This window comes from Streptomyces sp. SS8, from assembly GCF_054072955.1.
Genome location: NZ_JBSVCZ010000020.1, coordinates 115,683 through 129,834, shown reverse-complemented (window position 1 = coordinate 129,834; position 14,152 = coordinate 115,683). Strand labels below are relative to the sequence as shown.

The 14,152-nt window shown below is 73.8% G+C and carries 14 protein-coding genes and 1 pseudogene; 13 read left to right on the top strand and 2 right to left on the bottom strand.

The features are described from left to right. Positions 1-228 precede the first annotated feature (228 nt). Together ACW69E_RS19700 and ACW69E_RS19695 are read left to right on the top strand one after the other, a co-directional pair. Positions 229-894, top strand: a complete 666-nt coding sequence (locus ACW69E_RS19700) for a GntR family transcriptional regulator (protein WP_457499583.1) — start codon at positions 229-231, stop codon at positions 892-894. Further along, positions 891-2,246, top strand: coding sequence for an MFS transporter (locus tag ACW69E_RS19695; RefSeq protein ID WP_457499582.1), 1,356 nt, complete (start codon positions 891-893; stop codon positions 2,244-2,246). Before ACW69E_RS19700 ends, ACW69E_RS19695 begins: the two co-directional genes overlap by 4 nt. Positions 2,247-2,339: 93 nt before the next feature. On the opposite strand, the gene ACW69E_RS19690 is transcribed toward ACW69E_RS19695, so the two are convergent. Next, the gene (locus ACW69E_RS19690) at positions 2,340-3,164 is read right to left on the bottom strand and encodes a maleylpyruvate isomerase family mycothiol-dependent enzyme (RefSeq protein WP_457499581.1); all 825 of its coding nucleotides are present in this window, start codon (positions 3,162-3,164) and stop codon (positions 2,340-2,342) included. A 177-nt stretch (positions 3,165-3,341) separates the two neighbouring features. On the opposite strand from ACW69E_RS19690, the gene ACW69E_RS19685 reads away from it, so the two are divergent. From ACW69E_RS19685 to ACW69E_RS19670, 4 genes and pseudogenes are all read left to right on the top strand, one after another. Beyond that, positions 3,342-4,139, top strand: a complete 798-nt coding sequence (locus tag ACW69E_RS19685) for a carbon-nitrogen family hydrolase (protein WP_457499580.1) — start codon at positions 3,342-3,344, stop codon at positions 4,137-4,139. 100 nt (positions 4,140-4,239) lie between these two features. After that, a complete protein-coding gene (locus tag ACW69E_RS19680) occupies positions 4,240-4,530 on the top strand; it encodes a YiaA/YiaB family inner membrane protein (protein ID WP_457499579.1) in 291 nt (96 codons plus the stop codon). Between the two features lie 122 nt (positions 4,531-4,652). Then, positions 4,653-5,657, top strand: a pseudogene (locus tag ACW69E_RS19675) (endonuclease/exonuclease/phosphatase family protein); the annotation flags it as partial. 194 nt (positions 5,658-5,851) lie between these two features. After that, entirely contained in the window at positions 5,852-9,004 is a 3,153-nt protein-coding gene (locus tag ACW69E_RS19670; protein WP_457499578.1) for a BTAD domain-containing putative transcriptional regulator, read from the top strand. Between the two features lie 52 nt (positions 9,005-9,056). Here the strand turns inward: ACW69E_RS19670 and ACW69E_RS19665 are convergent, their stop codons facing one another. Then, a complete protein-coding gene (locus tag ACW69E_RS19665) occupies positions 9,057-9,260 on the bottom strand; it encodes a hypothetical protein (RefSeq protein WP_457499577.1) in 204 nt (67 codons plus the stop codon). 195 nt (positions 9,261-9,455) lie between these two features. Between ACW69E_RS19665 and ACW69E_RS19660 the strand changes: the two genes are divergently transcribed. The 7 genes from ACW69E_RS19660 to ACW69E_RS19630 all read left to right on the top strand — a co-directional run bounded on the left by ACW69E_RS19660 (position 9,456) and on the right by ACW69E_RS19630 (position 14,147). Further along, positions 9,456-10,361: a hypothetical protein gene (locus tag ACW69E_RS19660; RefSeq protein ID WP_457499576.1), complete on the top strand. Its 906-nt coding sequence runs from the start codon at positions 9,456-9,458 to the stop codon at positions 10,359-10,361. Between the two features lie 102 nt (positions 10,362-10,463). Further along, the gene (locus tag ACW69E_RS19655) at positions 10,464-11,051 is read left to right on the top strand and encodes a hypothetical protein (protein ID WP_457499575.1); all 588 of its coding nucleotides are present in this window, start codon (positions 10,464-10,466) and stop codon (positions 11,049-11,051) included. A gap of 59 nt (positions 11,052-11,110) precedes the next feature. Next, positions 11,111-11,263: a hypothetical protein gene (locus tag ACW69E_RS19650; protein WP_457499574.1), complete on the top strand. Its 153-nt coding sequence runs from the start codon at positions 11,111-11,113 to the stop codon at positions 11,261-11,263. A 404-nt stretch (positions 11,264-11,667) separates the two neighbouring features. Further along, positions 11,668-11,916: an acyl carrier protein gene (locus ACW69E_RS19645; RefSeq protein ID WP_410537661.1), complete on the top strand. Its 249-nt coding sequence runs from the start codon at positions 11,668-11,670 to the stop codon at positions 11,914-11,916. Between the two features lie 49 nt (positions 11,917-11,965). Next, positions 11,966-12,340: an ectoine synthase gene (locus ACW69E_RS19640; protein ID WP_457499573.1), complete on the top strand. Its 375-nt coding sequence runs from the start codon at positions 11,966-11,968 to the stop codon at positions 12,338-12,340. Between the two features lie 158 nt (positions 12,341-12,498). Next, positions 12,499-13,446, top strand: coding sequence for a pseudouridine-5'-phosphate glycosidase (locus tag ACW69E_RS19635; RefSeq protein WP_457499572.1), 948 nt, complete (start codon positions 12,499-12,501; stop codon positions 13,444-13,446). Further along, positions 13,443-14,147, top strand: a complete 705-nt coding sequence (locus ACW69E_RS19630) for an HAD family hydrolase (RefSeq protein WP_457499571.1) — start codon at positions 13,443-13,445, stop codon at positions 14,145-14,147. Before ACW69E_RS19635 ends, ACW69E_RS19630 begins: the two co-directional genes overlap by 4 nt. Positions 14,148-14,152 lie beyond the last annotated feature (5 nt).

Sequence of the window (14,152 nt, the reverse complement as noted above, 5' to 3'; positions counted from 1 at the left end):
ACCCCCCCCCCCCCCCCCCCCCCACCCCCCGCCCCCCCCCCCCCCGCGCCCCCCCCCCCCCCCCCCCCCGGGGGGGGCCCCCGGGGGGGGGCCCCCCCGCCCCCCCGGGGGGGCGGGCCCCGCCGCGCGTCCGGCCCGGTCCGGACCGGGCCGTTTCCGCCGAGCCCACCCCGTCCCGCATGACGGACGGGGATGGGCACGCATACCTGTTGTATCTATGGTGTGTCCATGCCCTCCCAGTCCTCCCCGTCCGCGAACCCGGCCCCGCCCGCCGCCGAACGCGTCTACACCCACGTCAAGCAGGCCGTCCTGGAACGCCGCTACGAGGGCGGCACCCTGCTCACCGAGGGCGAGCTGGCCGGGGCGGTCGGGGTCTCCCGCACCCCCGTGCGGGAGGCGCTGCTGCGTCTGGAGGCCGAGGGCCTGCTCAGGCTCTACCCCAAGAAGGGCGCGCTCGTCCTGCCCGTCTCCGTCCAGGAGATCGGCGACGTCGTCGAGACCAGGCTGCTGGTCGAGGAGCACGCCGTGCGCAAGGTCACCCCCGCGCCGGGTGACCTGCTGGACCGGCTCGGCGAACTCCTGGAGCGGCAGCGGCGCCAGGCCGAGACCGGCGACCTGGCGGCGGTGGCCGCCACCGACCGCTGCTTCCACGCCGCCGTGGTCGGGGCGGCCGGCAACCGGATCCTGGAGCGCCTGTACGACCAGCTCCGCGACCGCCAGCTGCGCATGGGCGTCGCCGTGATGCACTCACACCCCGACCGCATCGCCAAGAACATCACCGAGCACACCGAGATCCTGCGCGCACTGCGCACGGGGGACGCGGAGGCCGCCGCCGAGGCGGTGCGCGGTCACGTCGGCTCCGTGCGGCACCTGCTGCGCGGTGAGGTCCGGTGAGCGGCGGGAACACACCCGGAGCACCGGCATCCGGAACTCCGGCCTTTGGAACCCCGGCTTCCGGAGTGCGGCTCGGCGGCCCGCGGGCCGCCTTCGTGTGGGGCCTGGGCGTCGCCGTCTACTTCACCGCCATCACCTACCGCACCGGCCTGGGCGTCGCGGGCATCGACGCCGCCGGCCGCTTCGGCATCAACGCCTCGGCCCTGTCGACCTTCTCCATCCTCCAGCTCCTGGTCTACGCCGGGATGCAGATACCCGTCGGCCTGCTGGTGGACCGCTGGGGCACCAGGAAGGTCCTGCTCCTGGGCATCGTGCTGTTCACCACCGGCCAGTTCGCCTTCGCCCTCTCCGGCTCGTACGCCATGGCGCTGGCCGCCCGCGCGCTGCTGGGCTGCGGCGACGCCATGACGTTCATCAGCGTGCTGCGGCTGGGCTCCAACTGGTTCCCGCCCCGCCGCGGTCCGCTGATCGCCCAGGTGGCGGCGTTGTTCGGGATGGCGGGCAACCTGCTGACCACACTGGTCCTGGCGCGTCTGCTGGCCGCCTTCGGCTGGACGCCGACCTTCGCGGGCAGCGCCGGGCTGGGCGTGCTGGTCCTGGTGCTCGTCCTGCTCTTCCTCAGGGACCGGCCCGAGGGCGCCGGACCCGCTCCCGCCCCCGCCCCCGGTGCGGGGCCGGCGCGCGAGCCCGGCTACGTACGCCGCCAGCTCGCCGAGGCGTGGCGCGAGCCGGGCACCCGGCTGGGCATGTGGGTGCACTTCACCACGCAGTTCCCCGGCATGGTCTTCCTGCTGCTGTGGGGGATGCCGTTCCTGGTCGAGGCGCAGGGCCGCACCCGCGCCGAGGCCGGCACCCTGCTGACCGTGGTGGTGCTCTCCAACATGGCCATCGGCCTGGTCTACGGCCAGGTCATAGCCCGGCACCACAGCGCACGGGCGCCGATCGCGCTCGGCACGGTGCTGGCCACGGCCGCCGTCTGGGCGATGGTGCTGTGCTGGCCGGGGCGGGCGCCGCTGTGGGCGCTGGCCCTGCTGTGCGTGGTGCTCGGCGCCTGCGGTCCGGGCTCGATGATCGGCTTCGACTTCGCCCGCCCCGCCAATCCGCCCGAGCGGCAGGGCACGGCGTCGGGCATCGTCAACATCGGCGGCTTCACGGCGTCCATGGCCACCCTGCTGGCGATCGGCGTCCTGCTGGACGCGACCGGCGACGACTACCGGATCGCGTTCGCCTCCGTCTTCGTCCTCCAGGCGCTGGGCACCGCCCAGATCCTGCGGCTGCGCGGCCGGGCGCACCGCCGCGAGCGCGAGCGGGTGGTGGCCAGCCGCGTCGAGGCGGTGCACGTACCGGTGTGAGGCGGGCTCCCGCCGGGGCCCGGGCCTTCGGGCTCAGGATCTTCGGGGCCAGTGCCTTCGGACTCAGTGCCTTCGGACTCAGTGCCCTCGGGCTCAGGGCGTGACGGCGAAGTGCGCGAGGATCGCGTCCGCGAGGGCCTGGTCGCCCTCGATCTTGAGGTTCTCGCGCACCGCCGCGGGCCGCACCCGCCCGCAGGCCAGCCGCAGGTACGTCTCCCAGTCCGTCGCCAGCGTGACCGCCGGCCCCAGCGAGACGCTGCCGTCCACGGTGCCCCGGCCCTCGGCGTCCACGCGCACGGTCCGCATGAACTCCAGCGGCCCGCTCACGTCGATGACGACCGCCGAGTTCGGCGGCGCCCCCGCGTCCTTGGCGACCACCTTGGGCAGCCCGTGCAGCAGCACGTCCCGCGTGACGTACGCGCCGGGGGAGTCCAGGTTGCCCGGCCTGCCCAGCGCCCGCCGCAGGTCCTGCTCGTGCACCCACACGTCGAACGCACGCAGCTGCAGCGCCCGCTCCAGCGTCATCTCCCGGCCGAGCGGGGTCATCACCATCGTCGACGGGTCGCGCTTCTCGTTCCTCAGCTGGCGGGAGCGGCGGATGATCGTGTACTCCAGCTCGCTGGTCATCTCCGGCGCGGTGTGGCAGCGCCGCACGTCCACCTGGACCTCGACGCGGCGGCTGACCTCGTCCTTCACATGGAACAGGTCCCGCGGCAGGGAGTGGATGGGGCGGGGGTCGCCCAGCATCTCGCACTCCGATCCGATGACATGGGAGACGATGTCGCGGACCGACCATCCCGGGCACTCGGTCGCGCGGTTCCACTCGCCCTCGACCAGCGGGGAGACCAGCTCGGATATCGCCTCGATGGAGTGGGCCCAGGCATCGGCGTAGGGCTGAAGGCTAGGGTGGTCGGTCAACGGGACCCCTCGGATACGTGCTGAATACGTGTGGATGGTGTGGGTTCGCGGACTGGGTGCTCTCAAGTTACGCTGCGGGCGGGCAGCCTGACAGGCCTTTCGGGTGACGATCGTAGGCTGCTTTCGACCGGCTTTCGACCGGCGTTTGGCCCCCTCGAACCCATGGACGGTGGTACGGTGCGCGCCTCTCTCATCCAGATCGGTGTGGACGAGGACGAAACGGTCGAAGCGCGCCGCGTACGCGCCGCCTCGCTCGTGCGCGAGCAGACCGCCTCCGACCTGGTCGTCCTGCCCGAGCTGTGGACGGTCGGGGCCTTCGCCTTCGACTCCTTCGAGGCCGGTGCCGAGCCGCTGGACGGACCCACCGCGCGGGCCATGTCCGAGGCGGCCCGCGAGGCGCGCGTCTGGCTGCACGCCGGATCCGTGGTGGAACGCGCCGAGCACGCCGGCGGCCCCGGCGGAACGGCCCTGTACAACACCTCCCTGGTGTTCTCCCCCGACGGCGAGCGGGCCGCCGCGTACCGCAAGATCCACCGCTTCGGCTTCGACCGGGGCGAGGCCACCCTGATGTCCGCCGGCGCCGAACCGGTCACCGTCGCCCTGCCCGGCATCACCCTGGGCCTGGCCACCTGCTACGACCTGCGCTTCCCCGAACTGTTCCGCGCGCTGACCGACGCCGGCGCCCGGGCGCTGGTGGTCCCGGCGGGCTGGCCCGACCGCCGCGCCTCCCACTGGTCCCTGCTGGCCCGCGCCCGCGCCGTGGAGAACCAGGCGTACGTCCTGGCCTGCGGCACCGCGGGCACCCACGCGGGCGTACCCCAGGCGGGCCGCAGCGCGATCATCGACCCCTGGGGCGAGACGCTGGCCGAGGCGCCGGACGCCGGGGAACGGGTCGTCACCGCCGAGCTGGACCCGGCGTACGTCGACAGGGTCCGTGAGGACTTCCCCGTCCTGCGGGACCGGGTGCTGCGCTGAGCACCCCCGTCCCCGTTCGCGCGTCCCCCGCCCGCGCCCCCGGAGGCGCTGAGTAGCCGTACTCATGCGGACGCCGCCGGGCCGCGCCACCGTGGTGGCCATGACCACACCAGTCCAGCGGCCCACCACCGCCGCGTTCTTCGTGCAGGCCGTCGCCTCCTTCGCACTCTCGCTGCTCGCCGTGGGCCTCGGTGTCGCCTACATGCCGATGGGGCCCTGGGAGCGCGGCTTCCTGGCGATCGGCGTCCTCTTCCTGATCTCCTCCACCTTCACGCTGGCCAAGTGCGTGCGGGACCGGCAGGAGATGCAGGAGGTGACCACCCGCGTGGACAAGGCCCGGCTGGACAAGCTGATCACCGAGCACGACCCGTTCGATCCCAAGAACATCTGAGCCGCGCCCCGGTCCGCACCGGCCCGCCCCGGTCCGCCTCACCGGGCCCGCCGGGCAACCGCGCCGCCGCCGCGGGATGTCCTCCTTCCACAGGGAACCGCAGGACGGGAGAGGGAGGGCGCATGGCACCGAGGGCGGGAGCGCGGCGGCGGTGGGGCGGGGCCGAACGGGACGGTGCCGGGCGCACCGCCTGGAGCAGGGGCCGCGTCCCCGCCGCCCTCGCCGTGCTCACGGCCGGGGCAGCGGCGTTCCACCCCCTGGTGCCGGGCGCCGTACTCGGTCTGGGCAGCCTGCTGGAGGCCTTCCTGCCGTGGCTCGGCCTGGCCGTCCCCGTGCTGCTGGCCGCGGCGCTGGTACGCCGCTCGGCCCTCGCCCTGGCGGCGCTGGCGCTGCCGTCGGCGGTCTGGGTCGCCCTCTTCCACGACGCCCTGTCCCCTCGGGGCGAGGACGCCGGCGGCACCGCCCGTACCGCCCTCCTCACGGCCGTCCAGCACAACGCGAGCGACGAGAACCGCGATCCGGCCGCCACCGCGCGGGCCCTGGCCGCCGCCGGTCCCGACGTCGTCGCGCTGCAGGAGCTGACCCCCGCCGCCCTGCCCGCCTACGGCGAGGCGCTGGCGCGGGAGTACCCCCACCACGCGGTGGCGGGGACCGTCGGCCTGTGGTCCAGGCACCCCCTGACCGGCACCCGCCCGCTGGACATCCGCCCCGCGGACCTCGGCCCCGACTGGAACCGCGGGCTGCGCACCGCCGTGCGCACCCCGCACGGCGACGTCGCCGTGCACGTGGCCCATCTGCCCTCGGTGCGCATCCGCGCGAACGGCTTCGACACGAGGCGACGGGACGAGAGCGCCGCTCTGCTGGGGGAGGCTCTGCGGGCGGAGGAGCTGCCCCGCGTGATCGTGCTGGGCGACTTCAACGGCACCCTGGACGACCGCGGGCTCGCCCCCGTCCTGAACGGTGTGGACTCCACCGGCCGGGAGGCGGCCGACGGCTTCTCCTTCAGCTGGCCCACGGCCTTCCCCGTCGCCCGGATCGACCACGTCATGGCCCGCGGCGCCGCCGTCACCCGCCTGTGGACCCTGGAGGCCACCGGCAGCGACCACCTCCCGGTCGCGGCCCGGATCGAGCTCACCCCGGATCGAGCCCACCCCGGGCCGCTTCCCCCCGGGCCGGGGCATGACCGACGAGGGCGCTGACGGGCGGGAAGAGCCCCGTCCGGCGCCCGGACGCATCGTTGACAGGGGCCGGAAGATGGGGCACCGTCAAAGCCCGTCAAGGTGGTCTCGACCACGGATTCGCCATGCACGGGGGGTGCTGAATGGGTCTGAGGCTCCTCGGCCCGGTCGATCTTGTGGTGGACGGTCGGTCGGTCGACCTCGGGGGTCCCAGGCAGCGGGCCGTACTGGCCGTGCTGGGCCTCAACGCGAACCGGATCGTCCCCGTCGAGCAGCTCATCGACGCCGTCTGGGACACCGCTCCCCCCTCCACGGCACGCGGGCAGATCCAGACCTGCATCTCCGCGCTGCGCAGGATCCTCGGCGACGCCGGACACCCCGGCGCCATCGCCACGCGCCAGCCGGGGTACATGCTGGTGATCGGCTCCGAGGAGCTCGACGTTCTGCGCTTCTCCGCACTGGTGGCCGAGGCCCGGTCGCACGCGGACGAGGGATGCGAGGAGCGGGCGGCCGCGGTGCTGCGCGAGGCCCTGGCCCTCTGGCGGGGGGCCGCGCTCGCCGGCGTCCCCAGCGGGATGGTGCGGCGCGAGGCCACCGTCCTGGAGGACCGGCGGCTGGCCGCCGTCGAGGAACTCGTGCGGCTCGACCTCGCGCTGGGCAGACATGAGGAGATCTGTCATGAATTACGCGCGTTGGTGGCGGAGCACCCCCTACGTGAACGGCTCCACTGCTTCCTGATGCTGGCGCTGTACCGCGCGGGCCGCCAGGCCGAGGCGCTGGAGGCGGGGCGCCTGGCACGCGCCGTGATGGTGGAGGAGATAGGCGTCGAGCCCAGCCAGGAGCTCCAGGAGCTGACCCGGGCGATCCTGAACCGCGATCCGTCGCTCGACCTGCCCGCGGACCTCCGCCCGCCCCCGCCCCGTTCCTCCGGTCCCGGCGCACGTGAACAGCGCTCCACCGCGCCGCGTGAGGGAGAAAACGCGCTCGTCCCCCAGCAGCTTCCGCCCAGCGTCGCCGACTTCACCGGACGCGGGGACCTCCTGGAGGAGATCAAGCGGCTGCTGACGGAAGGCGGGGAGGAGGGAGGGGCGCGCTGGAGCGTGCCGATCGTCGCGATCTCCGGCAAGGGCGGGGTGGGGAAGTCCAGCCTCGCGGTGCGGGCCGCACACGAACTGAGCGCCCGTTTCCCCGACGGGCAGCTCTACGCGGACATGCGCACCCCCGGCGGCGAGGACCGCACCGCCCGCCTCCTGGCCCGCTTCCTGCGCGCGCTGGGCGTTCCGGGCACCGCGGTGCCCGAGGACACGGACGAGCGCGTCGAGCTCTTCCGCAGCAAGCTGTCGGGCAGACGGCTGCTGCTGGTGCTCGACGACGCCACCTCGGAGGAGCAGGTGCGGCCCCTGCTGCCCGGCAGTCCCACGTGCGCGGTGATCGTCACCAGCCGCAAGCGCCTGGGCGGCCTGACCGGCGCCCACCGGCTCGACATCGACGTCTTCGACACCGACAAGTCCATCGAGCTCCTCACCAGGATCGTCGGCAAGGACCGGGTGGAGGCCGAGCGCGAGGCGGCCGTGGAGCTGGTGACGTCCTGCGGCGGTCTGCCGCTGGCGCTGCGGATCGCCGGTGCGCGGCTGGCCTCGCGGCCCCACTGGCAGATGGAGGGCCTGGTGCGGCGGCTGCGCGACGAGGCGCGCAGGCTGGACGAACTGGCCCACCACGGGCTGGAGCTGAGGTCCAACATGGAGCTGGCCTACCGCGGGCTCGGCGAGTCGGCGGCCCGGCTGTTCCGGCGTCTGTCGATGGTCAGGGTCCTCGACTTCCCGGACTGGAACGCGGCGGCGCTGCTGGACGTCTCGCCGGCCGAGGGCAGGGAGCTCCTGGACACGCTGGTGGACGCGCAGCTCCTGGACGTCGTGGTGTACCCGGGATCCCGCTCGCCCCGCTACCGCTTCCACGACCTCATCCGGATCTACGCCGGTGAGCGGCTGTCGGCGGAGGAGGACGGGCACGAGCGCGCGGCGGCCCTGTCCCGCCTGCTGGGCGGCTGGCTGGCCCTGGCGGAGGAGGCGCACCGCAGCGAGTACGGCGGGGACTACACGATCCTGCACGGCGGCGCCCCGCGCTGGCGCCCGGCTGAGGGCTGGGACCCGGACGGTGTGGGCGAGCCGGCCTGCTGGTGGGAGGCCGAGCGGCGCGCCCTGACGGCCGCCGTGCGGCAGGCGGCGCAGGCCGGGCTGGACGAGCTGTGCTGGGATCTGGCGCTGACCGCGGTCACCCTGTTCGAGGCGAAGGGCTACTTCGACGACTGGCGCGAGTGCGCCACGGTCGCCATGGAGGCCGCCGAGCGGGCCGGCAACCGCACGGGCACGGCGGCGATGCTGTACTCACTGGGGACGCTGCACATGTTCCAGACCCAGATGGCCGAGGCGCGGTACTGCTTCGAGGCCGCGCTCGCCGCCTTCCGGGCGGAGGGCGACGCGCACGGCTGCGCCCTGGTGCTGCGCAACGCCGCGCACGTCGACGGCCTGTACGGCGACATCCCCAGGATGCTCGACAGGTACGACGAGTCGCTGCGGACGATGCGCGCCGTGGGCGACCGTGTGGGGGAGGCGCACATCCTGCGCAGCCTGGCCAAGTTCCACCTGGGCGAGGGGGATCCGCAGACCGCGGGCGAGCTGCTGGACGAGGCACTGGCCATCTGCCGGGAGGTGTCGTGCCCGAGGATGGAGGTGCAGGTCGTGCACCGCTTCGCCGAGGTCTACATGGCCACCGGCCGGATCGATCTCGCCCGCCAGACGCTGCACCGGGTGCTGCGCATGGTCCGCGACACCGGTGACCGCATCGGGGAGGTCCACGTGGTCTACGGCCTGGGGCTGCTGCGGCACCGGGAGGGCCGGCTGGACACCGCCGAGACCACCCTCGCGCACGCCCTGGGGCTGGCCCGCCGGGTGGGGGAGCAGCTCATCGAGGCGAAGGCGCTGTACGCGCTCGGCGAGATCGCGCTGGCGCGGGGAGGCGAGGCGAGCGCCGCCGGCCACCTGCGGGCGGCCCACGAGATCTTCGGGAAGCTGGGCTCGGTGCTGTGGCAGGCGAAGGCCCTCGTCCTGCTGTCGGAGGTCCGTCCCGGACAGGAATCCGCCCGGGACGACCTGGAGCGCGCCGTACGGCTGCTGTCGTCGGTCGACTCGCGCGAGTCCGCGAAGCTCCTGGCGGAGCTGCGGGCCGCCCACCCCGGCCTGCCGGCGGGGGAGCTGCTCGGATCGGGCGCGGAGGTCGGCGGACCCGCCTCCGTGTGAGCCGGGCCGGTGCGGGCACACGCGCCGCGTGTGAGCCGCACCGGCCCGGAGATCACCAGTGGGTGTCGTCCGTGCAGTTGTCCGGGAGCGGGTTCCCCGGGGCGGCCGGGGAACAGCCGTACGCCGATTCCCCGGCCGCCGCCGTCTGCGTACCTGCCTGCGGACCTGCCGGGGACGCCATTCCCGCCGCGGTCGGCCCGAGGACGGCCGTGAGCGCGACGAGGAACGTGGCGGTGAAACGGCGTCTGGCGGACATGTTTTTCCCTCCATGGTGCCGGTCGGTGGTGGTGGTGCGGTTCGGTGAGAAGAGTGGAGCGCAGGATTCCATCGAATCGCCATCCCCCCGCTCCCGGCGGGCACTCAGCGCACCGGGAGCGGATCGACAGAGCATCGGGAGCCCTGCTCCTCATTGTCGTGTGCACGATCTCCGGACGCGAGGGGGCCACGACTGATGGACAGCCGCTTTCTCAGGTTGGACACGGAGGACCTGTGCGCCCTCGTCTCCGGGTTCGACTCCGCGCAGACGGCCGCCGAGGAGCTGCTGGCGCATCCGCACGGCGGCCCCGGGCGGTACGCCGGACCCGGCGGGCGATTACTGGAACTGCGCGGTGAAACGGCGGTGTTACGGGACCCCGGCGGTGGCGACCTGTGCGCGATGCCGGCGTCGGGCCTGTACGCCTGCCGGGCCGCGGCCCTGACCGCGCTGGCGGCGAACCAGCTCCTGGACCCCGGGGTGGTGACCGCCTCGCTGATCGGCTCGGGCGCCGCCGGGCGCATACAGCTGCTGGTGATCGCGCGCAGCGTACCGGACGTCAGCCATGTCGCCGTCCACTCGCCGAGAGGCCCGCACGCCTCACCGGTCGACAGCGGGACCGCCGGCGTCCTGGAGGCGACGGGCATCGGGCTGACCGTCGCGGCGAGCCCGGAGGAGGCCACGTTCGGCGCCAGTCTGGTCGTCGTCACCGAGCCGGTGGTGAGCGAGCCGTGCCTGGGACATCTGGCCCCGGGGTCCGTGCTGGTCAACGCCACCGGCCGCAGTCTGAAGGAGGAGGCGACGGGCTGCGTCAGCGCCGTCTACGTCGATGACCTCGGCCTGCTGGACGGGGCGGCCGGGCCCGGCTGCCCCGGCTCGGTGGCCGGGTGCGTTCCCGTTCCGGCGGGAGGCCGACTCGGCGTCGAGGCCGACCTGCGGCAGGTCTTCACGGGCGAACACCCCGGCCGTGCCTGTGCCGACCACGTCCTGCTGGTGGAGCTCCTGAGCGGTACGGCCCCGGAGACGAGGCTGGACGTGGCGCTCGCGGAACGGATCCACCGGACCGCGCTGCGCCACGGCCTCGGCGCCCTCTCGCCCGGCTGACGGCCGCGGCACCCCCGCTCCTCCCGTGTGTTCCACCCGGGCGCGGACGCGTCCCACGGCCGCGCCCCATCCCCCCAACCGTTCCGTCGTGAGGACACGCGTATGTCGAACACTCCGCTCCGGGCACCGGCCGGCCGTGACACGGTCCGAGGTGACCTGCTGCGCCTGCGGGACCTGTACGAGGAGAGCATCGCCGCGCAGGCGTCCGCCGCGCGCCCGCCGGCGGAGCGTGTGGCCGGCCGGCGCCGTACCCACCGGCACCGCGGCATCGCCCTGGACGACCGGGCCGTGTCCGTGCGGTCGGAGGTGCTGGCCGTCCTCACCTCCTGGGCGGGGATGGTCGCCGACGAACGGGCGGTGCCGGCGCCCCCGGAGGCGCGGGTGCCGTCGCTGGTGGGGTTCCTGGAGGCGAACCTGGACTGGCTGCTCGGGCATCCCGCCGGAGCCGACTTCGCCGGGGAGACGGCGAAGCTGAACGCGGCCCTGTGCGCGGTCCTGGACCGCGAGCCGGCCCCGCGGGACCGCGAGATGGGGACGTGTGCGGTGCCCGGCTGCGGACGGGTGGTGCGCGCGACGGCCGCCGGCAGCCGGCCCGAGGTGCGCTGCGAGGCCGGGCACACGTGGCAGGCCCGGCACTGGCTCCTGCTGGGACGGCAGCCCGCCGCCGCGCCCGCGAGCAGCGCGCCGTGACGCCCGTGACACCCGTGACGCCCGGGCGGTCCGGGCGGTCCGGGAGGCCGCGGTGCACGGTGCCCACGGAGCTGGCCGCGCTCGCGGCCGGCGTGTCCCTGTCCACGGTGCGCAAGTGGGCCAGCCGCGGAAAACTGACCCGGTACGGCCGCCCAGGACGCGCGGAGTACGACCTGGAGGAAATCCGGGAGATTCTGGAGGGAAAGCGCTGAGGCGAATCGGGTAATACCCCCGTGGAGCGGATCCGGCATGGGTTTTTCCCGGCACGGATTCCTTCCGCATGCCCGGAAAACCCCCGGAGAAATGGACAGGGAAATATTCGGAATGCTGTTGACGGACGCCCGGGCCAGGTGTCACGCTTTTTCCACGGCACACCTGTGCCTCGGGGGATTCGAACGCCCGGGAGTCCGTCGGAACTCTTCCCGGATCCCCTCCTCCCCCGGCCTCCCCGCCCGGAGTGACGCCTCTTCCCGCTCCCGGCCCAGCGCCCGCACCGTCCGGTGCCGACGCCCACCAAACCTCCTTGACCGGCGGGTTTCCTTCCCGCGCCGGCCGTGAATCGCCGCCCATGGCCACGGCACCCGCCCGGCTCCGCGAAAACCACGAGAGGAGAACCGTGTCCACAGAAGGTGAGATAAAGCGGTTCGTCATCAGCAACTTCATCCCCGATGTCCCCGCCGACCAGCTCTCCTCCGATCTCGATCTGCTGGAGAACGGAGTGGTGGACAGCCTCGGCCTGTTGCGCCTCATCACCTGGGTCGGTGACGAGTACGGGATTCCGGTCGCCGACCTCGATATCGCGCCGCATCAGTTCAGCTCGGTCGAAGCCATTGCGGATTTCGTCCGGAGTGCGCGCGTCGGATGACTCGGTGCGGCGGCCCGTCGCGCCCGGAACCATGAAGAGGAGAAGAAGGATGATTGTCCGCGGGAAAGAAGAGGTCGAGGGCGTCGACTGGGGCAACGGCCTGAGCTACCGGTTCCTCGTCGAGAAGGACCGGATGGGCTTCACGGTGGCCCACACCGTCGTGAAGGCCGGCTCGAAGTCGCCCCTGCACTACAGGAGGCATCTGGAGGCCTGCTACTGCATCGCCGGCCGCGGCCAGGTGATCACCGAGGACGGCACGGTCCACGAGATCGGGCCCGGGACCCTCTACGCGCTCGACGAGCACGACAAGCACTTCCTGATCGCCGCGCCTGACCGCGACCTGGAACTGGTCAGCGTCTTCAACCCGCCGCTGCGGGGCGACGAGCGGCACAACTTCGACGCCGCCGAGTACTCCCACTACTGATCCGGCGTCGGACCCGCCCCCGGCAGGCACGGGGGCTCCGTGAGGCCGGCCGGTGCGCCCGCTCCCTCCCCCGGCGCACCGGCCACCCACCGCGACAGCCACCAGCGCTTCCCATCCCCAGGGCCCGGCGACGGGCCGGAGCAAGGAGGTAAGGACCGATGTCCGCACACGACCGGACCGAACTGTTCTCGATATCGGACGAGGTGGCCGACGCGGTGGCGTCGGGGCTGCCGGTGGTCGCGATGGAGTCCTCGGGCGTGGCCCACGGCCTGCCGTACCCGATGAACCTGGAGACCGCGCTCGACATGCACAAGGCCATCCGGGCGGGCGGCGCGGTGCCCGCCAGGATCGGCCTCTTCGGCGGGCGGTTCGTGGTCGGCATGTCCGACGCAATGGTGGAGCGGTTCGCCACCACCCCGGACCTGCCCAAGGTCAGCACCCGGGACATCGGCCCCGCCCTGGCCTCCAAGGGGCCCGGGGGCACGACCGTCTCCGCCGCGCTGGTGGCCGCCGCCCGGGCGGGCATCGAGGTCTTCGCGGTCGCGGGCATCGGCGGGGTGCACTTCGGCGCCCAGCACAGCTTCGACGTCTCGGCGGACCTGATCGAGTTCACCCGGCACCGGGTCGCCACCGTGTGCGCGGGGGCGAAGACCGTGCTGGACCCGGCGCTGACGCTGGAGTACCTGGAGACCCAGGGCGTCCCGGTGGTCGGCTACCGCTGCGACGACTTCCCCGCCTACTACTGCGTCTCCAGCGGACGGCCCAACCCGCGCCGCACGGACGACATGGAGGAGCTCGCGGCCTCCGTCCGCCTGCACTGGGAGGCCGGGAACCGCGGCGGGTTCCTCGTCACCCACCCGATCGCCGAGCAGGACGCGCTGCCCTCGGAGCACATCTACGCGCTGATCCGGGAGAAGCAGGCCGAGGCCGAGCGCGAGGGCATAAGCGGCCCGGCGATGACACCGCGCATCCTGAGCGCGGTCTCGGCCGCGACCCAGGGCCGCACCGCCGAGGCGAACCGCTCCGTGCTGCTGTCCACCAGCGCGCTCGCGGCCGAGGTGGCCGTCGCCATGAGCCGGTACGGCGCACCGGTGGGTGCCGCGTGAGCGGCCCGTACCGCGCGGTGCTCTTCGATGTCGACGGCACCCTGGTGGACACCCCGGGCGGCATGACGAAGGTGCTGGACGCGGTGGTGCGGGAGACGGGCCGGGAGGTGGACCGGGAGCGGCTGCGCGCCACGGTCGGCCGCCCCCTGGCGGCCTCGTTCGCCACCCTCCTCGGGCTTCCCGAGGAGCACGCGGAGGTGGCGCACGCCGTGGAGCGCGCCCGGCGGCTGTTCACCGAGACGGTCATCCCGGCCGCGGCCGACCTGGTCTTCCCGGAAGTGCCGCGGATGCTCGCCGAACTGCGCGAGCGCGGCCTGCCGCTGGCCGTCGTCACCAGCAAGATCAGGCGCAGCGCGGTCGAACTGCTGGAGGCCGCCGGGCTGCTGGACTCGTTCGACACCCTCTCGTGCCACGGCATGACCCCCAGGGGCAAGCCCGCCCCGGACCTCGCACTGCTCGCCTGCGGCGAGCTGGGCGTGTCCGCCGGACACTGCCTCGTCGTCGGCGACGCGGTGGACGACATGCGCATGGCGCGCGGCGCGGGCATGGCGGCACTCGGCGTCGGGTTCGGCGTCGCCACCCCCCGCGAACTGAAGGACGCCGGCGCGCTGTCGGTGTCCGGCTCGGTCGGCGAGCTGCGCGCGGCGCTCTCGGCCGCCACCGCGCCCGCCCCCCTTCCACTCGGCTCCGACCAGGGATGATCCAC

Bases quoted from the DNA above. Each gene is read 5' to 3' on its own strand.
- ACW69E_RS19640 (WP_457499573.1), top strand. From the start codon at position 11,966: ATGATTGTCCGCGGGAAAGAAGAGGTCGAGGGCGTCGACTGGGGCAAC.
- ACW69E_RS19670 (WP_457499578.1), top strand. From the start codon at position 5,852: ATGGGTCTGAGGCTCCTCGGCCCGGTCGATCTTGTGGTGGACGGTCGG.
- ACW69E_RS19665 (WP_457499577.1), bottom strand. From the start codon at position 9,260: ATGTCCGCCAGACGCCGTTTCACCGCCACGTTCCTCGTCGCGCTCACG.
- ACW69E_RS19700 (WP_457499583.1), top strand. From the start codon at position 229: ATGCCCTCCCAGTCCTCCCCGTCCGCGAACCCGGCCCCGCCCGCCGCC.
- ACW69E_RS19660 (WP_457499576.1), top strand. From the start codon at position 9,456: ATGGACAGCCGCTTTCTCAGGTTGGACACGGAGGACCTGTGCGCCCTC.
- ACW69E_RS19635 (WP_457499572.1), top strand. From the start codon at position 12,499: ATGTCCGCACACGACCGGACCGAACTGTTCTCGATATCGGACGAGGTG.
- ACW69E_RS19680 (WP_457499579.1), top strand. From the start codon at position 4,240: ATGACCACACCAGTCCAGCGGCCCACCACCGCCGCGTTCTTCGTGCAG.
- ACW69E_RS19655 (WP_457499575.1), top strand. From the start codon at position 10,464: ATGTCGAACACTCCGCTCCGGGCACCGGCCGGCCGTGACACGGTCCGA.